Source organism: Corynebacterium sp. SA-MJD20WY100 (assembly GCF_039822565.1).
GTDB lineage: Bacteria > Actinomycetota > Actinomycetes > Mycobacteriales > Mycobacteriaceae > Corynebacterium > Corynebacterium phoceense_A.
Map to the genome: position 1 here is coordinate 1 of NZ_JBCJKS010000005.1, position 18,348 is coordinate 18,348.

At 66.8% G+C, this 18,348-nt stretch carries 20 protein-coding genes; 8 read left to right on the plus strand and 12 right to left on the minus strand.

Annotated elements, in window-relative coordinates; all coding sequences use genetic code 11:
• The coding region (locus ABJ196_RS03860; RefSeq protein WP_347305314.1) for an HNH endonuclease signature motif containing protein at positions 1 to 293 on the plus strand (293 nt) is incomplete at its 5' end.
• 45 nt (positions 294 to 338) lie between these two features.
• Here ABJ196_RS03860 and ABJ196_RS03865 read toward each other — a convergent pair.
• Complete coding sequence (locus ABJ196_RS03865) at positions 339 to 596, minus strand: permease (RefSeq protein WP_347305315.1); 258 nt, start codon at positions 594 to 596, stop codon at positions 339 to 341.
• A gap of 39 nt (positions 597 to 635) precedes the next feature.
• Here ABJ196_RS03865 and ABJ196_RS03870 point away from each other — a divergent pair, with 39 nt between their 5' ends.
• Positions 636 to 3,041 carry an excinuclease ABC subunit UvrA gene (locus ABJ196_RS03870; RefSeq protein WP_347305316.1) on the plus strand — a complete coding sequence of 802 codons (2,406 nt, stop codon included), beginning with the start codon at positions 636 to 638 and terminating at the stop codon, positions 3,039 to 3,041.
• Here ABJ196_RS03870 and ABJ196_RS03875 read toward each other — a convergent pair.
• Genes ABJ196_RS03875 through lspA form a run of 3 tightly spaced genes read right to left on the minus strand, consistent with a single transcriptional unit; the run spans position 3,024 to position 4,991 of the window.
• Entirely contained in the window at positions 3,024 to 3,587 is a 564-nt protein-coding gene (locus ABJ196_RS03875) for a hypothetical protein (RefSeq protein ID WP_347305317.1), read from the minus strand. The two genes, ABJ196_RS03870 and ABJ196_RS03875, sit on opposite strands and share 18 nt — an antisense overlap.
• The gene (locus ABJ196_RS03880) at positions 3,584 to 4,507 is read right to left on the minus strand and encodes an RluA family pseudouridine synthase (RefSeq protein ID WP_347305318.1); all 924 of its coding nucleotides are present in this window, start codon (positions 4,505 to 4,507) and stop codon (positions 3,584 to 3,586) included. Before ABJ196_RS03880 ends, ABJ196_RS03875 begins: the two co-directional genes overlap by 4 nt.
• The gene (gene lspA / locus ABJ196_RS03885; RefSeq protein ID WP_347305422.1) at positions 4,491 to 4,991 is read right to left on the minus strand and encodes a signal peptidase II; all 501 of its coding nucleotides are present in this window, start codon (positions 4,989 to 4,991) and stop codon (positions 4,491 to 4,493) included. The genes ABJ196_RS03880 and lspA overlap by 17 nt, the downstream gene beginning before the upstream one ends.
• Positions 4,992 to 5,023: 32 nt before the next feature.
• Here lspA and ABJ196_RS03890 point away from each other — a divergent pair, with 32 nt between their 5' ends.
• Positions 5,024 to 5,989, plus strand: coding sequence for a hypothetical protein (locus ABJ196_RS03890; protein WP_347305319.1), 966 nt, complete (start codon positions 5,024 to 5,026; stop codon positions 5,987 to 5,989).
• 208 nt (positions 5,990 to 6,197) lie between these two features.
• Here the strand turns inward: ABJ196_RS03890 and ABJ196_RS03895 are convergent, their stop codons facing one another.
• Positions 6,198 to 6,872, minus strand: coding sequence for a hypothetical protein (locus ABJ196_RS03895; protein ID WP_347305320.1), 675 nt, complete (start codon positions 6,870 to 6,872; stop codon positions 6,198 to 6,200).
• A 139-nt stretch (positions 6,873 to 7,011) separates the two neighbouring features.
• Here ABJ196_RS03895 and ABJ196_RS03900 point away from each other — a divergent pair, with 139 nt between their 5' ends.
• The gene (locus ABJ196_RS03900) at positions 7,012 to 7,893 is read left to right on the plus strand and encodes an asparaginase (RefSeq protein WP_347305321.1); all 882 of its coding nucleotides are present in this window, start codon (positions 7,012 to 7,014) and stop codon (positions 7,891 to 7,893) included.
• Here the strand turns inward: ABJ196_RS03900 and ABJ196_RS03905 are convergent.
• Together ABJ196_RS03905 and ABJ196_RS03910 are read right to left on the minus strand one after the other, a co-directional pair.
• Positions 7,890 to 9,296 (minus strand): DNA polymerase IV, encoded by a 1,407-nt coding sequence (locus ABJ196_RS03905; protein WP_066492143.1) that lies wholly within the window; start codon positions 9,294 to 9,296, stop codon positions 7,890 to 7,892. The two genes, ABJ196_RS03900 and ABJ196_RS03905, sit on opposite strands and share 4 nt — an antisense overlap.
• Before the next feature lie 51 nt (positions 9,297 to 9,347).
• On the minus strand, positions 9,348 to 10,157 hold the full coding sequence (locus tag ABJ196_RS03910; protein ID WP_066492199.1) for an EamA family transporter: 810 nt from the start codon (positions 10,155 to 10,157) through the stop codon (positions 9,348 to 9,350).
• A gap of 159 nt (positions 10,158 to 10,316) precedes the next feature.
• Between ABJ196_RS03910 and ABJ196_RS03915 the strand changes: the two genes are divergently transcribed.
• The 3 genes from ABJ196_RS03915 (at position 10,317) to ABJ196_RS03925 (ending at position 12,886) form a co-directional block, all read left to right on the plus strand.
• Positions 10,317 to 10,955, plus strand: coding sequence for a GntR family transcriptional regulator (locus ABJ196_RS03915; protein WP_347305322.1), 639 nt, complete (start codon positions 10,317 to 10,319; stop codon positions 10,953 to 10,955).
• Positions 10,952 to 12,265 carry an MFS transporter gene (locus ABJ196_RS03920; RefSeq protein WP_068801911.1) on the plus strand — a complete coding sequence of 438 codons (1,314 nt, stop codon included), beginning with the start codon at positions 10,952 to 10,954 and terminating at the stop codon, positions 12,263 to 12,265. The genes ABJ196_RS03915 and ABJ196_RS03920 overlap by 4 nt, the downstream gene beginning before the upstream one ends.
• A 147-nt stretch (positions 12,266 to 12,412) precedes the next feature.
• The gene (locus tag ABJ196_RS03925) at positions 12,413 to 12,886 is read left to right on the plus strand and encodes a hypothetical protein (protein ID WP_347305323.1); all 474 of its coding nucleotides are present in this window, start codon (positions 12,413 to 12,415) and stop codon (positions 12,884 to 12,886) included.
• A gap of 36 nt (positions 12,887 to 12,922) precedes the next feature.
• Here the strand turns inward: ABJ196_RS03925 and ABJ196_RS03930 are convergent, their stop codons facing one another.
• Positions 12,923 to 13,129, minus strand: coding sequence for a hypothetical protein (locus ABJ196_RS03930; protein ID WP_347305324.1), 207 nt, complete (start codon positions 13,127 to 13,129; stop codon positions 12,923 to 12,925).
• 19 nt (positions 13,130 to 13,148) lie between these two features.
• Here ABJ196_RS03930 and ABJ196_RS03935 point away from each other — a divergent pair, with 19 nt between their 5' ends.
• Positions 13,149 to 13,433 carry a hypothetical protein gene (locus tag ABJ196_RS03935; protein ID WP_347305325.1) on the plus strand — a complete coding sequence of 95 codons (285 nt, stop codon included), beginning with the start codon at positions 13,149 to 13,151 and terminating at the stop codon, positions 13,431 to 13,433.
• Here the strand turns inward: ABJ196_RS03935 and ABJ196_RS03940 are convergent.
• The 4 genes from ABJ196_RS03940 to ABJ196_RS03955 all read right to left on the minus strand — a co-directional run bounded on the left by ABJ196_RS03940 (position 13,430) and on the right by ABJ196_RS03955 (position 18,229).
• On the minus strand, positions 13,430 to 13,813 hold the full coding sequence (locus ABJ196_RS03940) for a VOC family protein (protein WP_257068299.1): 384 nt from the start codon (positions 13,811 to 13,813) through the stop codon (positions 13,430 to 13,432). The genes ABJ196_RS03935 and ABJ196_RS03940 overlap by 4 nt on opposite strands.
• 56 nt (positions 13,814 to 13,869) lie before the next feature.
• On the minus strand, positions 13,870 to 17,049 hold the full coding sequence (gene ileS / locus ABJ196_RS03945) for an isoleucine--tRNA ligase (RefSeq protein WP_347305326.1): 3,180 nt from the start codon (positions 17,047 to 17,049) through the stop codon (positions 13,870 to 13,872).
• 224 nt (positions 17,050 to 17,273) lie between these two features.
• A complete protein-coding gene (locus ABJ196_RS03950; protein WP_347305327.1) occupies positions 17,274 to 18,002 on the minus strand; it encodes a hypothetical protein in 729 nt (242 codons plus the stop codon).
• Between the two features lie 5 nt (positions 18,003 to 18,007).
• On the minus strand, positions 18,008 to 18,229 hold the full coding sequence (locus tag ABJ196_RS03955; protein ID WP_347305328.1) for a zinc-binding dehydrogenase: 222 nt from the start codon (positions 18,227 to 18,229) through the stop codon (positions 18,008 to 18,010).
• Positions 18,230 to 18,348: the final 119 nt, after the last annotated feature.

Sequence of the window (18,348 nt, forward strand, 5' to 3'; positions counted from 1 at the left end):
GGCGCGGCGAACCGATCGACAACTACTACGGCCGAGAGTTCACGAAGAAGGCCATCGACATGAATACCGCAGTCTACGTCGAGTGTTTGAACCCGAACTGTCACGTGCCGCGGGACCGCTGCGACAACGACCACATTATAGCCGTCAACAAAGGCGGGCTCTCCGTCCTCGATAACCTCATGCCATTGTGCAGGTATCACAACGGCAAAAAGGCCGACGGCGATAGCTACTGGAAAGACGACCAAGGCCGCATCTGGTACCAGCCAGCCTACGGCGACCCCGTTATCTGTTAAGACACACCTCGAAGCAACCCGCCCCGGCGGGCACTTCGGCATGCCCTAACGCCGCCGCGCCTCTTTGGCCCGGCGGCGCGCCTCCTTTTCTTCCGCGGCGTCAAGTGCCCAGCCCGGCATGACTGTCAGGAGACCAGCACCGGCAAGCCCGACCACGGCCCCCATCACGCGGTCGAGGGCCTCGCCGCCGAAGGCGAGCACGCCGAGCCCCAGCACGAGCGCCGCCACGGCGCAGAGGAACCCAAACTTGTAGTTCGGCATCCACGCGCCGAACCCTCGCACGTTCGAAAGCCAGTTGTTCATAGCACCTCAGCCTATCACACCCCGCGTACCGTGGACGCCATGGAATTTACAACAGACACTGGCATGATCCGCGTTCGCGACGCCCACCTGCACAACCTCCGCAACGTCGACGTCGACCTCCCACGCGGCCAACTCGTCGCGGTCACGGGTGTCTCGGGCTCGGGCAAGTCGTCTCTGGCCTTCGGCACCATCCACGGCGAGGGCCAGCGCCGCTATTTTGAGTCCGTGGCGCCGTTTGCCCGCCGACTCATCTCCTCGGCGGTCGACCCGCAGGTCGGCGGCATCGAGGGGCTCCCGCCCACGGTCGCCCTCCAGCAGTCCACCTCGGGCGGCGGCGCACGCTCCACCGTGGGCACGGTCTCCGCGATGTCGAATACCATCCGCTTGCTGTACTCACGCGTGGGCGACAACCCAGAGGGCCTCTACTCGGACTCCTTCTCCCCCAACACGCCTGAAGGCATGTGCCCGGACTGCCAAGGCACCGGCATTCAGCACGTGCCCACAGAAGAATCCATGGTCCCGGACCCGACGCTTTCCATCAACGAGGGCGCCATCAAGGCGTGGCCGCAAGCCTGGGCCGGGAAGAACTTCCACGACATTCTGGAGGAACTCGGCTACGACCTCGACTCGCCCTGGCAGGACCTGTCTCAGAAAGACCGCGACTGGATCCTCTTTACCGAGGAGCGCCCCGTCGTCACCGTCCATCCGCACCGCGGCGCCGACCAAATTCAGCGCAACTACGAGGGCACGTGGCGCTCCGTCGCGAGCTACCTCACCAAGACCTTCCGCGAGACACAGTCGGACACGCTGCGCGACCGCACCCTGCGCTTCATGGAGTCCCACACTTGCCCCACCTGCGGCGGCCGCCGCCTCAACCCCAAGGCCCTCAAGGTCACGTATGCGGGCCTGCGCATCGACGAGCTCGGCGCGCTTCCCCTCGCCGACGTCCTCACCCTGCTCCAGGCGCAGCCGCGCGACAACACGGCCGCCGAGCTGCTGCTCAAGCAGGTCATCCCCGCGCTCGAGTCCGCAGTCGAGCTGGGGCTTGGCCACTTAAGCCTCGATCGCCCCTCGGCGACGCTCTCGCCCGGCGAGCTCCAGCGCCTGCGCCTGGCCGCCCAGCTTCGCTCCGGGCTCTTCGGCGTCGCCTATGTCCTCGACGAGCCTTCGGCCGGTCTCCACCCCGAGGAGCGCACCGCCGTCATGGATATCTGCCGCCGCTTCCTCGCCGCCGGCAACTCCGTCCTCCTCGTCGAGCACGACATGGACTTGGTCGCGCAGGCCGATTGGCTCGTCGACGTCGGCCCGCGCGCAGGCGAGGCCGGCGGGGAGGTCCTCTACTCCGGTCCCATCGACGCCTATGCTGCCGATACCCCCACCTCCCGCGCCTTGCGCTCCCGCCAGCTCCAGCTCAACGCCGCGCCCCGCGAGGCCCACGGCGAGCTCTCCCTCCACGGCGTCAACTGCCGCAGCGTCAAGGAACTTGACGTTGACTTTGGACTCGGCCAGTTCACCGCCGTTGCCGGTGTGTCGGGCTCGGGCAAGTCGACGCTCATCTCCACCGTGCTCGCTGGTCTCTTGCGCAGCACCGCCACCGCCGTGAGCGATAACGAGGAGGAAACCGGCTGGTCCGTGCGTACGCACGAGGGCCTCGAGCACGTCTCGCGCGTCGTGCAGATTACCCAAAAGCCCATCGGCCGCACGCCGCGCTCCACGCTGGCCACGTATACCGGGCTTTTCGATGCCGTCCGCAAGCTCTTCGCCGCCACCCCCGCCGCCAAGGAGAAGAAGTGGACCGTCTCCCGCTTTTCCTACAACGTCAAGCAGGGCCAATGCCCCACGTGCGGCGGCGCAGGCCAAATCGAGGTCGAGCTCGCGTTCCTGCCGGGCTCGTACACGACGTGCCCCGACTGCCACGGCGCCCGCTATAACCCGGAAACCCTCGAGATAACCTGGAACGGCTACACCGTCGCCGACGTCCTCGCGCTCACCGTCGACGACGCCGCCGCGGTCTTCGCCGAGGAGCCGCCCATCGCCCGCGCACTCGCGACCCTCCAGTCCGTCGGCCTCGGCTACCTGCGCCTCGGCCAGGGCGCCCCGGAGCTCTCCGGCGGCGAGGCCCAGCGCATCAAGCTTGCCACCGAGCTCCAGCGCTCCCGCAACTCCCGTCGCGGCCACACTGTCTACATCCTGGACGAGCCCACCACGGGCCTCCACCCCGCCGATATCGCGTTGCTCAACACGGAGCTCCACAAGCTCGCCGATGCCGGCCAGACCGTCCTCGTCGTCGAGCACAACCTCTCCGTCATTGCTTCGGCCGACCGCGTCCTCGAGATGGGCCCCGGCGCGGGTGCCGACGGCGGCCGGATTATCGCCGACGCCACCCCGGCCAAGCTCGCTCAGCGCGACACCCCCACGGGGCGCGCCTTAGCCAGCCGAACCTAACGGGCGGATGCCGAAGCTGCCCCAGGCGGCATCGGCAGGCGCGGCGTCGACGGCCACGACCTCGTCGCGAGCAGCGAGGCTGCGCAGCACATCCCCGTCTGCGTAAACGACCACCGCGGAAATAGTCCGCGGGTTCTTCAGCTCCCCGATGCCCGCGATCGCGGTATCGATGCGCCCGAACTCGAGCTCAAAGACATCCGCGCGCGTCGCCCCCGCGACTGGCTCCGCGAGCGGGACCGGACTTGCCGCGCCGACGATCATGGCGCTCACTCGCGGGACGTCCGCCAGCACGTCGGAGGTCTGCTGCGCAGTGAGCGGTGCGGTAAAGGACACGAGCGCGTAGCGATCCTCATCCACGTCAGCGGGCGAGTCCGCGACCCGCGCGATATACGCCTCGCGGGACTCCTCGACGTCGGGCCCCAACTGGTCTCCCTGCACCGGCGCCTCGCCGTGGGAGCCGAACACTCCGAAGCCCAGGACGACGAGCAGCGCCGCGGCCGCCCCTGCGGCGAGGCGGCGGCGCCGATAGACGAGGGCCTGGTTCATCCGCGCAGTACCTCAAGCGCGTGCTCGAGGTCGGCCGGGTAGGGCGCCTCCACCTCGAAGTACTTGCCCGTGCCCGGGTGCGTGAAGCCAAGCTTGACCGCGTGCAACCACTGGCGGTGAAGTCCCAACCGCTTGGCGAGGTTCGGGTCGCAGCCGTACATCGGGTCACCCACGCACGGGTGCCCCGTGGCGGACATGTGGACGCGAATCTGGTGCGTGCGGCCGGTCTCCAGGTGCACCTCGAGCAGGCTTGCCTCGCGGAAGGCTTCGAGCAGCGTGTAGTGAGTCACCGCGTGCTTGCCGCCGTCGACGACCGCGAATTTCCAGCCCGAGGATGGATGGCGGCCAATCGGCGCGTCAATCGTGCCCTCAATCGGGTCCGGCAGGCCCTGCACCACGGCGTGATAGGTCTTCTTCACGGTGCGTTCCTTAAACGCCTGCTTGAGCTGCGAATACGCCCGCATGCTGGCCGCGACAACCATGACGCCCGAGGTGCCCACGTCGAGGCGGTGCACGATGCCCTTGCGCTCCGTCGGCCCGCCGTCCGAAAGCGTGTAGCCAGCCGCGCGGAGCCCGCCGATGACCGTCGGGCCCTCCCAGCCCAGCGTCGGGTGCGCCGCGACGCCCACGGGCTTGTGGACGCAGATGACGTCGTCATCCGCGTAGAGGACGTCCATGCCCTCCACGAGCTCTTCCTTCGGCACGAGCGGCTCCTCCGGCGCCGGCATCACCACGTCGATCCACCCGCCGGCGGTGAGGCGCTCGGACTTGCCCACCGTGACGCCGTCGATCTCCACGTCGCCGACGTCGCAGGCCTTAGCGGCCTTGGCGCGGGAGACGCCCAATAACTTGGCAAGGGCGGCATCGGCACGCATGCCCTCCAGCCCCTCGGGCACGGGCAGCCTACGAGACTCGCGCATTCCGACCCTCCAGCAGCAAGAAGATGATGAACACGACCACGCCGCACGTGATCGACGCGTCCGCAATGTTAAAGACCGCGAAGTTGCCCACCGAGATGAAGTCCACCACGTGGCCGAACCAGAACCCCGGCTCACGCACGAGGCGGTCGACGAGGTTGCCCAGCGCGCCGCCGGCGATCATCGCCAGGCCCACGGCCTGTCCACGGTCCGCAATCCGCGGCGCGGCAATCGCCACGCCCACCACGAACGCGAGTTGGATGGTCGTAAACAACCAGGTCGAGCTGGCCCCGCCCAGAGAAAACGCCGCGCCTGGGTTGAAAAGCAGATAGAAACGGAACCAGTCACCGAGGACGGGCAGGGGCTCGCCCTCGGTGAGGATGGACAGCATGAGTTGCTTGACGGCTTGGTCGACGACAGCGACGCCCACGATGATCGCCGCCATCATCCCCACGTATCTCTTCGCTTTTTGACTCACCCGGTCTATTGTAGGGTCCCCCGTCCTGTAATTTGGAATGGGTGAAACGTGTTGCAGTTTTATCAGTTCTCCTCACCGGCGCCCTCGCGGGCTGTAATTACGAAGCCCCCGGCCCCGCGGTCGAACAGGCCGTCGGCTCCGATGTCGACGCCCCACGCGTGACCGTCAAGGACGCCGGCACCGGCGATAAGCGCGTCCTCGCCTACACGGACATCGGCAAAGAGCAGGCCGTCACCGTCGACGTCACCTCTGGGTTCGCCCAGGACGTCGTCAAAGCTGACCGCGCAGCGGACTTCGAGACCTCCAGCCTCGACGAGAAGACCACCACTCTCCCGCTGAAAGGCTCCGTCGAGGAAGCCTCCGAGGCCACCGACGGCCAAGCCGAAGCCACCCGCAACGTCTTCTTCACCGTCGGCGTGCCGGAATACTCCGGCAACGTGCAGATCGCGTCCGCCGAGGGCTTCCAGTTCGGCTGGCGCGCCGTCGACTCCGGCCAGATGTCCTCGCTGCGTCTCGCCGCGCCCCAGGAGGGCACGGACGAGGCCCGCGCACTCGCGGAGACCGCCATTTCCACGCTCGTCTCGCTGCCTGTCGTCTTCCCCGACGAAGAAGTCGGCGCCGGCGCGACATGGACCGTCGAGTCCCGCGTCGCTGGCGGCTCGCCCCTGCTCCAGACCGTCACCTACACCGTCGACGCACTCACGGACACCGGCGCGCAGCTTTCCGTCGACGTCGACCAACGCCCGAGCCTCGGCGCCCTGTCGCTCGACGCCGCCACTCAGCCTTCCGATGCCCCCTCCACCGCTTCTGCCGGCACTCTCGACGTCCGATCCTCCGACTCGCAGGCCTCCGGCAAGCTCACCGTCGATTTGTCGCAGCCGCTGCCCGTGGACGGCGACGTCGACGTGATGACCCGCGTCGTCTACGGCCAGGACGGCGGCGAACAGCCCGCCGTTGTCCAGACCACGAAGACCGGCCTCAAGTTCTCGCCCATCGCCGCAGACTAACGCTCCTGTTCTTCTCGGCGCCATCGCGTCCGATGCCCTCGGCGCCTGGGACTTCCGCGCACGACCCGCCGAGCTCACAGTGCCGGTACTCACGCTCGCAGGCAGCGATGACCAGGTCACTCCCCAGCGACGATGCGCGCTCGGCGAGGCCACCGGCGCTCAAACGACGAAACGCCCCGCGCAACAGCGGGGCGTAGGTCTTGAGGTGTTACTCAGCGGCTGGGGCGTCGACCGGAGCTTCCTCGGCTGGGGCTTCGCCAGCCGGAGCCTCGGCGGCGGGGGCTGCGGGGTCGGCAGCCTCGGCGGCGGCGGCACCGGAAACGGCCGGGTCACCGGCGGTATCGGCAGCGGTGGCGCCGGTCTGGGCGTTACACATCGCCGGAACCTGCTCCGGAGCGACGGTGCTGGTAATCAGGGTGCACGTCCAGGACTGGGAGAGCTTCCACACGCCGTCCTCGTAGACGAACTCGACCTGGTCCGCGGTCTGCGTGTTCGGGTTATCCGGGGTCGTGAACTCCACGGTGGTAAGCAGGCTGTCCGGGGTGTAGCCCGGCACGACCGGGTCGACGACGGTGAACGTCGCGCCGGACTCGGCCTTGGACGCGGCCATCGTGTCGAAGAGCTCCGGCGCGGACTCGCCGCCCTGGACGGTCTGGGTCTTCTCCTCGAGCGGAACGTTGGGATCCGTGGCCTTGGCGAGGATTGCGTTGAGGTCAGCCGCGGTGGGCAGCTCAGCCGGGGCGGTCGCAGTATCCGACGCAGCGGCCGAGGACGCGGCCGAAGTCTCGGCCGTGTCGCTGGAGTTCTCGTCGGACGAGCAGGCCACCAGGGTCGTGGCGGCGGACAGTGCCAGCGCGGCGGCGGCCAGCTTGGTGTACTTCACGATTTCTCCTTGGATCTCTATGGCAATAACGCCCAAGCCTACCCGCGCGCTGCGCCGCGTCTGGCATTCGACCCGGCTGCGTGCCCGGATTCACAGGTTTCCGGCACGGGGCGTTACGGCTCGTCTAAGCTGTGGGGCTATGACAACTGTGCTCATCTCCACCGGCGGAACCATCGCCTGCACCACCGACGCCTCGGGCGCGCTTGTGCCCACGAAAACCGCCGCGGACCTGGCGGCTTTGCTTGACGAGCCCGTGCGTGCCGTCGACTACATCCAACTCGATTCCTCCGCCGTGACGCTCGCGGACCTGGACGGGCTCATCGCCATGATCATGGAGACGGCCGCGGACCCGACCGTGGAGCGCATCATCGTCACGCATGGCACAGACTCGCTCGAGGACACCGCCATGGCGCTCTCCCTCTTCTATGACAGCCTTACCCCCGTCGTGCTCACCGGTGCGCAGCGGCCTTTCGATGCCGCCGAGCCCGACGGCCCCCGCAACCTCAACGACGCACTGCATGCGGAGGGCTCCGGTGTACTCATCCAATTCGGAGGAATGACCACCCCGGCATGGGGCGCGCGCAAGGAGCACACGCAGTCCCTGCGGGCGTTCGGCGCGGCGGAGGCCGACTTCCCCTCCGTCCTCCCGCTGCCCCGCCACCCGCTCGCAGACCAGAAGGTCACAGTGCTCGCCGCCTATCCCGGCGCGCCGGGCGAGCTTGTCGATGCCGCCGTGGCCGCCGGCTACCGCGGCCTCGTGGTCGAGGGCATGGGCTCCGGCAATGTGAGCCCGGGCATGGGCGCGGCGCTTGCCCGTGCCCTCTCCGCCGGCGTCCAGGTCGTTGTCACCACCCGCGTGCCTCACGGCCCGGTGTCGCTCATCTACGGCGGCGAAGGCGGCGGCGCGACGCTCGCGGCGAAGGGCGCGGTGGGCGCGGGCGTGCTTCACGCGGGCCAAGCGCGCATCGTGCTCGCTGCTGCGCTGGCGACGGGCACGGACGTGCGCGAGCTTTTCGGCTAAGACTCGCGAGCGGGGGCATCGGCGAGCTCGTCGTCGGCGGCGAGCCAGTCAGCCCAGTCGAGGCTGTCCAGCGGATCGCCGGGATGCAGCGCCGGGTCGTTGACGGCGAAGGAACGAGTCTTGCCGGGGCCCGTGGCACGGGTTTCGAAGCGCACACTCACCACGCCGTGGCCGGTGCCTTGGACCCAGCCGTGGCCGTACTCGTCGTGCACGATATCCTGCGTCGCCACCCACGTGTCCTCGGGGACGTCTTCGGTGACGACCTCGACGCGCTCGGGCACGCGGCCGTCCGAGACGCCGGGCTCGTAGTCCGTGTCGTCGCGCGTCACCGCGAGCCGGTCGAGTTCCGGGAAGAGCACGTCCTGGCGGGCTTCCTCAAGCCCCGAGTAGCTCACGCCCACAAGGCGAATGGGGCCCAGCTCGTCCGGGTAGCGCGCAACGCGAAATGCGGTGGCCTTAAGCGTGTCCAGATCGTCCGTTGCGTACGAAAGCGTGGCAGAGCGGGATTCGATGTGGAAGTCAGCCATGCGCAATTTAAGCGTCACGGTGCGGGCGCCGCGGCCGTCCTTGAGGAGGCGACGGTGGGCGCCCTCGGCGGCGCGGACGATGGCGGCATCGACAGTCTCTTTAGTGAGGAGGTCTTTGGGATACGTGTGCTCCGTGGATATCTGCTTGGAGATGGCGCGCGGGGCGACGACGCGGTTATCAATGCCCTGCGCCATGAGCCACAACGAGCGCCCCACCGTCGAGCCGATAGAGATGTCGACCTCCTTCTCCGACATCGCCGCTAGGTCTCCGATGGTCACGATGCCGATCGCGTTGAGCTTCGCGCCCGTCACTGGGCCGATGCCCCAAAGCTTCGTCACGGGCAGCGGGTGGAGCATGTCCAGCTGGCGCTCGACCGGAATGATGTACACGCCGTCGGGTTTGGCCTCGCCGGAACCGATTTTCGCGAACTGCTTGCCAGAACCTGCGCCGATGGACGCGGGCAGGCCCGTCTCTTCCCGAATCGTGCGGCGCAGGTCCTCGCACCACTCGCGGACCTCCTCGGGCGTCGCGCCCACGAGCTCGGGCGGCTCGAGGAAGGCCTCGTCGATGGAGAGCTGCTCAAAGACCTCGACGCGGCGGGCGACGGACTGAAAGACGCGGCGCGAGGCCGCCGAATACACCGGAAAGCGCGGGCGCACGACCACGCCGCGCAGCCCCACGAGCTGCTGCGCGCGGTACATAGGCATGGCGGAATGCGCGCCGAACTCACGAGCTTCATAGGACGCGCCCGCCACGACGCCGCGGCCCGACAGCCCGCCCACGAGGACGGGCCGGCCGCGCAGGGTAGGCCGGGTCAGCTGCTCACACGACGCGAAGAACGCGTCCATGTCAATGTGTAGGACCCAGCGCTGCATGCAACTCAGTCTATCGTGGGAGTTCAACCGAGCCGAACAGAAGGGCGAACGCTATGAGCGTCGCAACGTCACCGCCGCAACAACAAGCCCGATGCCCGCGATCTCCGGCAGCGTGAGCCACTGCCGCAGCGCCACTGCACCCACCACGGCGGCCACGAGCGGCAGAATGGCCTGGAGCAGCGCGAAGTACGCCGAGCCCGCCATGCGGAGCACCACTTGGTCGAGCGAATACGGAATGGCTGCCGAGAGCAGGCCGAGCGCCAGCGCCAACCCGACCACGGCCCCGCCGCCCAGCGACAAGGATGAGGGCCACAAGACTGCCACGAGCGGCACCCCTGCGAGCCCGGCCCAGCAGAACCCGACGGCCATGGTGGTGCGAGTGCCGCGGCCATCGGCAGCAGCGGCGGCAACGCGCGAGCCGGCGAGGATATAGAGCGCCCAGAGCGCGCCCGCCGCAAGCGCCCAGAGCAGGCCCGCGCCGGCCGTCGTCCACGTCGCGCCGGAAATGATGAGCACTCCGGCCACCGCGAGGCCCAACGCCAGCCAATCGCGGCAATTCCGCGAGCCCCACGCGGCCACGGCGACGGGACCGAGGAACTCGATGGCCACCGCCGTGCCCAGCGGAACGGAGTGGATGGCCTGGTAGAAGACCATGTTCATTCCCATCGTCACCACGCCATAGACCGCGGCATGGAAGCCGGGCCACCCCAGGAAGTCGCGCACGCGCGGGCGCGCGAGTACCGCCAAAATAAACCCGGCCGCAGCAATGCGAAACCACGCGACGACGACGGGCGGGAACTGCGCAAAGAGCCCCACCGCGACGGCCGCGCCCGCATACAGCGACAGCCCGGAGACGACCATGACACCCGGCGCGCGCCAGCGGCTCACGGGAATGGATGCTGCCACGGTCACTCCTTTCCTGCTTGTGTCTCGTACATCATGGCACACTGAATTGCATCTATCGCTCACTCAGTGGGGTGTCTACTTGCAATGGATGCAACATGGATACAAGATGTATCCATGACCAGTTCACCACCCGCTGCCGAGCGCGCCTATGAGTTTGTAAAGAACCGCATCATCAGCGGCGACTACACCCAGAACACGCTGCTTTCCGAGGGCGATGTCGCCGCCGCCATCGGGCTGTCGCGCACCCCCGTGCGCGAGGCGTTCCTGCGCTTGGAGGTCGAGGGCTTCCTGCAGCTCTACCCCAAGCGTGGCGCGCTGGTCGTACCCATCCATCCGGACGATATCCGGGAAGTCTTCGATGCCCGCGAACTCATCGACACCCATTGCGCAGAGCATATCTGCCAGCTTGCCGATGCCGCCCGCGCGGCGTTGGGCGAGCAACTCACCGCCGTCATCGCGGAGCAAGCCGCCGCGCTTGACCGCGGCGATCTGCGCGACTACACGCGTCTCGATGCCGTCTTCCACCAAACCATCATGGACCACGGCGGAAACTCCATCCTGGCGCAGCTCGGCCACAGCCTACGCGAGCGCCAGCAGCGCTTCACGGCGGCGGCGATTGGCCGCAACGTCGAGACGGCACGTTCCTTCGTCGAGGGCCACCAGCGGCTCACCGCCGCGTTGGTCGCCGGAGACCTTCCCACCTATCGCACCGAAATACACGCTCATCTGTCGAATTCGAGGAACCAATTATGAGCACACCCGTGTCAACCACGTCCGAAGTGGAGTCAGAACCATTTTCTCAGGCCTCGGCGCCTGCCGCCGAGGCCCCCTCTCCTCTACATTTTGGCCCCCATGCATGGTGGCCCGTTGCCGGCTCCATGGTCGCTGTGGCCTGGGGCGGCAACGAGTTCACCCCGTTGCTCGTCATGTACCGCGAGACCTCTCACTTCTCGCAGGTCACCGTCAACGGCCTGCTGGGCGCTTACGTATTGGGCATTATCCCGGCGCTGCTCATCGGCGGCCCGCTGTCCGACCTCATCGGCCGCCGCCCCATGTTGCTGCCGGCCGCTCCCCTGTCACTCCTGGGTTCCTTCCTGCTGTCCATTGGCCCGCACGAACCGCTCATCATCGCCGCCGGGCGCATCCTCTGCGGCATGGCGCTGGGCCTGGTCATGGCCGTCGGCTCGACGTGGGTGACCGAACTTATCCAGCGCGCGGGCGGCGACCCGTCCGCCGGCGCCCGCAAGGCGTCGCTCTGCTTGACCGCTGGCTTCCTCGTGGGCGCGGGCCTGGCCTCCGTTCTCGCGCAGTGGGGCCCGTGGCCCACGCACACTGCCTACGTCCTCCACATCGCGCTCACACTCGTCACCGCCATCTGGCTCACCAAGACTCCGGAGACGCGCTGCCCGCGCCACGGCGACGTAAAGACCACCATCCTCGATCTCACCGTGCGCGAGATGCTCGACATGCTGCGCATCCCGTCCGCCGCACACCGCCGGTTCCTGCGCGTCGTCGTCCCCGTCGCCCCGTGGGTCTTCGGCTGTGCCGGCGCCGCCTACGCACTGCTGCCCCAGCTGCTGTCCAAGTCCGCCGGCGAGGCGCCCATCGCCTTCTCAGGCCTGATGACCGTCATCACCCTGGGCTGCGGCGTCGCGGTCCAGATGCTGGGCAAGCTCATCGACACGCACAAGTCTGCACGTGCCTCCGCCATCGCCATGGCTGTTATCGCCGTCGGCGCCATCCTCGGTGCCTACGCCGCGCACACGCTCTCGCTGCCCGCCGGCATCGCCGCCGCCGCGACGATGGGCGCCGGCTACGGCCTAGCCCTCGTCGCAGGCCTCTCCGAGGTCCAGCGCATCGCCGGCGACACCGAGCTCGCAGGGCTTACCGCCGTGTACTACTCCGTGAGCTACCTCGGCTTCTTCATCCCTATGCTGTTTAGCGCCCTGGCGCCGTACCTTGGTTTCACCACGCTGTTTATCATCGGTTCGGTCCTCGCCATCGCGTGCTTCGTCAATGTGCTCTTCGCCTGGCGTGCGCACCTGCCGGGTACCCGCCGCTAGTCCAGCTCGCCGCTCCCTCCCCAGCGTCCACCGCGCTGGGGATTTCCTTTTCTTGCAGCTAGGGGAATTTTCATATGAACTGGAGTCGGACACTATAAATATCTCCGATGTGAGATGAAAGGGATTCCACCAACGTTGGGAGATTCAATGGCCATCCTCATCATGTCCAACCTTCAACTCGGTCCCGAGCACTCCCTTGGCCTTGCCTGGGAGCTCGCGGCATTCGAGTTCGGCGTGTCCGAAGGAGCCACCAGCGTCATCTTCACCGGCCCCCTCCTTGCTGGCGGCGCGCCCACGGACGAATCCGACGTCGTTCTCAAGCCCGCACTCGCCCGCTTCGATGACTGCCTCCTTGTCGCCGAAGGCGACCTCGGTTGCAAAGCCCCCGCCTCGTGGCGGGCTTTTTCTGTCCAGCTTTGGGTTTATGGCGCCTTGACGCCTCATTGGGGTGGTGAAGCACCACAAAACCAAAGCTGGCGCGGTTCGGTCGGGCTTAGCTCTGGGTTTATGGCGTTTGGGGCCGTGGTGGCGGTGCCGAGGCGCTATAAAACCAAAGCTAAGACTCTTGACCGGTGGCTGGGTTTGGGTTTTTATCGTTTCGGGCGGCCGCGGAGGGGCTGAAATGATAAAACCCAAAGCTGGCAAGCGGCGGGGTGATTAGTACAGAGCGGGGCGGATAGCCGCCCACGCGGGAGCGAGCTGGCCCGAGAACATGGACCAGCCATGGAGGTCACGGTCGAGATAGTTCGTGGAGTGCTCGATGCCGGCGCGGGTAAGAGCAGAGTCGAGACGCTGCGTGCCGCCAATCTGATCCGTGAGCGGCTTGCCAGCGGAGCCCGCGACGTTCGGCTTACCTGATGGCACAGCGGTCCACGCGTGCTCCGTGGTCAGCGACCCCGATCCGCGCGTCGTGTGGCAGGACTACCCAGCGCCGGTTGCTAGCGGGGCGAACCTCGGATTCATCCATTCCTCTGTCCACGGCGAGTACAGCCGCTCAGAGTGCCTGCCGGCCTCGGTCGCGGAGCTCGAGAGCGTGAGCTACGACGCGTGGGTGATGGGCCACGTGCACCGACGCATCACCGAGAGCGACGCCGCGTTCATCGGCTGGGTGGGCATGGGCCACGCGCTGCTCTTCGACGAGCAGACGAGGCGCGTGACGGAGGTCTAGGCCGTGACCTCGATCTGGTTGCCCTCGGCGTCGAGGAACGCGCACTCGTAGTAGCCGTCGCCCGTGGTGCGCGGGCCGGAGAGGATCTCGAACCCGCCCTCGCGCAAGCGCTTGGCCATGGCATCGACGGCGTCCTGGGATCCGAGGGAGAAGGCAACGTGGTTCCATCCGGCGGCATCGGAAAGCGAGGCCGACTCGTGACCGGGGCGGGACATGATTTCTAGGCGCGTGGAGTCCTCGAAAGACAGGAAGTACGTGCGCAGACCCGTGCGCGGGTTGTGGTACTGCTCATTCGAGGTCGCGTCGAAATACTCGATGAAGAACGCGCGGGCGGCCTCGAGGTCGCGGACGTACATCGCTGCGTGGTCAATGCGTGGCATGCAGCCCAGAGTGCGCGAAAGGGCCCGAGGAGAACCTCGGGCCCTACAGCGGGGTTTTAGGCGTTCTTTGCCACGGTGGCGGTCGCGCCCTTGACGACCTCATGGACGTCGCCGGTGAGCGGCTCGGTGGTCACCGTGAAGTCGGTCGCGAGGACCTCGTCTGCGATGTGATCCTTGTGGCGGTTTGCCCACTCCTCCTTGTCCGCGGGCACGGACAGGACGGCGGTGATGCGGTCCGAGACCTCGAAGCCGGAGGCCTTGCGGGCATCCTGGAGGCCGCGGATGACGTCGGCGGCCCAGCCCTCGGCCTCGAGCTCCTCGGTGACGTTCGTGTCGAGGACGACGAGGCCGTCGAGCCCATCGATGCGCGCCGTCGACTCCGGGTTGGCCGCCTGCAGGCGCTCCGTGTACTCGTCCGGCGTCAGCTCGATATCGCCGTCGACGAGAACATTCTCGCCCTGGCGCTCGTAGTTGCCGGCCTTTAGGTTCTTGATGGCGCGCTGGACGTCGCGGCCCAGGCGCGGGCCGGCGACCTTGGCGTTGCAGACAACCTGGAAGGTACCGACGGAGTCGACGTCGTCAGTGAGCGTGACTTCCTTGACGTTGACCTCGTCGCGGATGATGTCCTTGAAGTCGGCCAGCTGAGCGGAGTTGCTCATCGCGACAGTCAGGCCCGGCAGCGGCAGGCGGTTGCGCAGCTTGTTGGACTTGCGCACCGAGCTTGCTGCCGATGCCACCGCGCGTGTCGCGTCCATGGAGGCCACGAGATCGGCATCCGCCGGGTAGTCCGCGGCCTTCGGGAAGTCCGCGAGGTGGACAGAGCGCTCGCCGGTGAGGCCGCGGTAGATGACCTCGGCGACGTGCGGCAGCAGCGGGGCGACGACGCGGGTGACGGTCTCGAGCACCGTGTAGAGGGTGTTGAAGGCCTCGGGGTGTGCGTCCTCGCCGGCCCAGAAGCGGTCGCGGGAGCGGCGCACATACCAATTGGTGAGGGCATCGGCGAACAGGCGCACGTGCTCGGTGGCCGCCGCGATATCCGTGTTATCGAGGGCATCGGCCACGCCCGCGACCAGGTCGTGGGTCTTCGCCAGGATGTAGCGGTCCAGGACGTTGGTCGACGAGGTGTCGAACTTCGCTTCCTGGCCGGCGTAGAGCTGGAGGAAGGTGTACGCGTTCCAGATTGGCAGGATGGCCTGGCGCACGCCCTCGCGGATGCCTTGCTCGGTGACGATGAGGTTGCCGCCGCGCAGGATGGGGCTGGACATGAGGAACCAGCGCATGGCATCAGAACCGTCGCGGTCGAAGACCTCGTTGACGTTCGGGTAGTTGCCCTTGGACTTGGACATCTTCAACCCGTCGTTACCTAGCACAATGCCGTGGGCGACGACCTTCTTGTACGCCGGGCGGTCGAAGAGCGCGACGGAGAGGACGTGCATGACGTAGAACCAGCCGCGGGTCTGGCCGGAGTACTCGACGATGAAGTCGGACGGCGAGTGGGTCTCGAACCAATCCTTGTTCTCGAACGGGTAATGCTTCTGCGCGAACGGCATGGAGCCGGACTCGAACCAGCAGTCGAGGACGTCCGGGACGCGGACCATCATGGACTTGCCGGTCGGGTCGTCCGGGTTCGGGCGGGTGAGCTCGTCGATGTACGGGCGGTGCAGGCTGGTCGGGCGCACGCCGAAGTCGGCCTCGAGCTCGTCGAGGGAGCCGTAGACGTCCACGCGCGGGTACTCCGGGTTGTCAGAGACCCAGGCCGGGATCGGCGCGCCCCAGTAACGGGTACGCGAGATGTTCCAGTCGCGGGCGCCCTCGAGCCACTTGCCGAACTGGCCATCACGGATGTGCTGCGGCAGCCACTCGATCTCGTTGTGGTTGAGCTCGACCATGCGGTCGCGGAACTCGGTGACCTTGACGAACCAGGCCGGGAGAGCCTTGTAGATGAGCGGCTCGCCCGAGCGCCAGGAGTGCGGGTAGGAGTGCTCGATGGTCACGTGGCGCACGACGCGGCCTGCGGCCTTCAAGTCCTTGATGATGCTCTTGTTCGCGTCGAAGACGAGCTGGCCCTCGTACGGCGGGACCTGCGAGGTGAACTCGCCGTCCTCGTCGACGGGGATGACGAGCTCGATGTCGTACTTGTTGCACGTATTCATATCGTCTTCACCGAAAGCCGGGGCTTGGTGGACGACGCCGGTGCCGTCCTCGGTGGTGACGTAGTCCGCCAGGATTACCTGGAAGCCGTTGCGCAGGTCCTTGAAGAAGTCAAAGATCGGCTGATACGTAAAGCCCGCGAGTTCGGCGCCGCTGAACGTCGCCAGCTCCTCAACCTCGCCCAGCTCCTTAGCCAGGGTGCCGGTGAGCGCCTGCGCCATGATGAAGGTCTGGCCAGCAAAGTCGCCGTCCGTGGCCTTGATGAGTGCGTAGGTGACCTCCGGGTTCACAGCGAGAGCCGAGTTGGACGGCAGGGTCCAGGGGGTGGTCGTCCAGGCGAGGAAGGCGGCATCGGAAAGCTCGGGATGCGCGGCGAGGGTCTGCTCGGCCGCGGTGCCCTCGCGCGCGCCGGTGACCGGGAAGGTCACGGTGAGCGTCGGATCCTGGCGCATCTTGTAGGAGTCGTCGAGACGGGTCTCTTGGTTAGACAGCGAGGTGTGCTCGGCCCAGGAATACGGCAGGACGCGGAAGCCCTGGTAGATAAGGCCCTTGTCGTAGAGCTCCTTGAACGCCCACATGACCGACTCCATGTAGTCGATGTCCATGGTCTTGTAGCCGTTTTCAAAATCGACCCAGCGAGCCTGGCGGTTGACGTAGGCTTCCCACTCGTCCGTGTACTCGAGGACGGACTTGGCGCAGTACTCGTTGAACTTCTCCAGGCCCATCTCTTCGATCTGGCCCTTGTCCGTGATGCCCAGCTGCTTCTCGGCCTCGAGCTCGGCCGGCAGGCCGTGAGTGTCCCAACCGAAGACGCGCGGGACGTGGAAGCCGGCCATCGTGCGGTAGCGCGGAACGATGTCCTTGACGTAGCCGGTGAGCAGGTGGCCGTAGTGCGGCAGACCGTTGGCAAACGGCGGGCCGTCGTAGAAAACGTACTCGGGGCATCCTTCGGTTTGTTCAAGGCTTGCCTTAAACGTGTCGTCCTGGGCCCAGTACTTCTGGACGATTTCTTCCATGTCCGGGAAGCGGCTGGAACCGCCGGTCATATCGACCTTGGGGTAGACGTTGCCTACGCTGTCGCTCATTGATTCATCCTTCACGCTGTCGTTGACTGCTGCAGGGACGCGCCTCGCGGCTCGCGGTACCACCCTGCTTGGACCGGTTGCCCGGCCCCGCTTGATTCGTGAAGGAGATGTCGGTCCCACCCGTTCGGTTCTACTGAGCCCAAGGCCGTTCTTCCGAAATGCTCCCCGGTGATGGCCGGATCAGTGCATGTATCTAATAACTATAGCTTGAATGTCAAGCGGAGTTAGAACTCCATGCGCTCCCAGTCGCCGAAGAAGTCCCTGTGGCCGTCCATCCAGGCAAGGAAGCACTCCCCTGCCGCGGCGATATCGAGTTCAACTGCACGGAAATGGCGCTCGGGTCCGCCGTCACGCACCTCGACTTCGAAGCCACCCGCGGCGGAGTCGTAGAGGCTTTGGATGTACTGCACGCCGGGTGTTGCGGCGGATGCGATGTGGAGGAACTCCGCCAGCATGCCCGAGCCGCCGGTGCCGGCCTGTGCGTCGAGCGTCTCCTGTGCACGAGCCATACGCCGCAGGAGCTGAGGTACGCCGCGGCGGGAGGCGAAGCGGACCTCATAGTCGAGGGTGCGGGTGCGGAAGTCGCGGGTCTCGTCGCCGAAGGCAAGCGGCACGGCGCCGGGCTGGACGACCATCTGCAAACCGAAGCGCGCGACGGCGGGTTCCATGTCGCGCAGAAGGCGCTCCATATGGGTGCCGTCGGTCTCGATAACGAGGACGCGGTCGCCGGCCACACGCGCGAGTGGATACCGGTGGACCGTGGCCTGAAGCAGGCTTTCCAGCGTGTGCGTCGAGCCGATGGGGCGGGCGAGACGCTCGAGCGCCGCTTGAGAGACGGGCAGCGAGTCGGCGGGGATGAAGCCGTCCGCGTCGCGGTCAGGCTCGATGAGGAGGAGGGAATGTGTGGGCACATCCCACTCTTCGAGGCCCAGGAAATCACCGGAATCCGTCACGGCGCCTACTTATCCCCTTCGGCGACGTCGCGCGCGGTAGGCTCCGCGTCGTCCACGATGCGTACGCGGTCTTGGCGGTGTTTGTTCACCCAATCCGCCGTAAAAAGGATGAGCCCCAGGCCTGCTGCAACGAAGAGACCGACGAGCGCCGCCAGCGTACCGGTCGAGATGTAATAAACGAGCGCCACGAAGGCAACGAGCGCCAAAACAAGGGCGGCGATGAGCATGAAAGAACACTCCCGGAAAATAAGAACAGATTGGCCTCTAGCCTACCGCGCACAACGCGAAACCCCCGCCGCCAGCACCGCGTGGGCGCTGAGGGACGGGGGTTGGAAGCGGGTCAGTC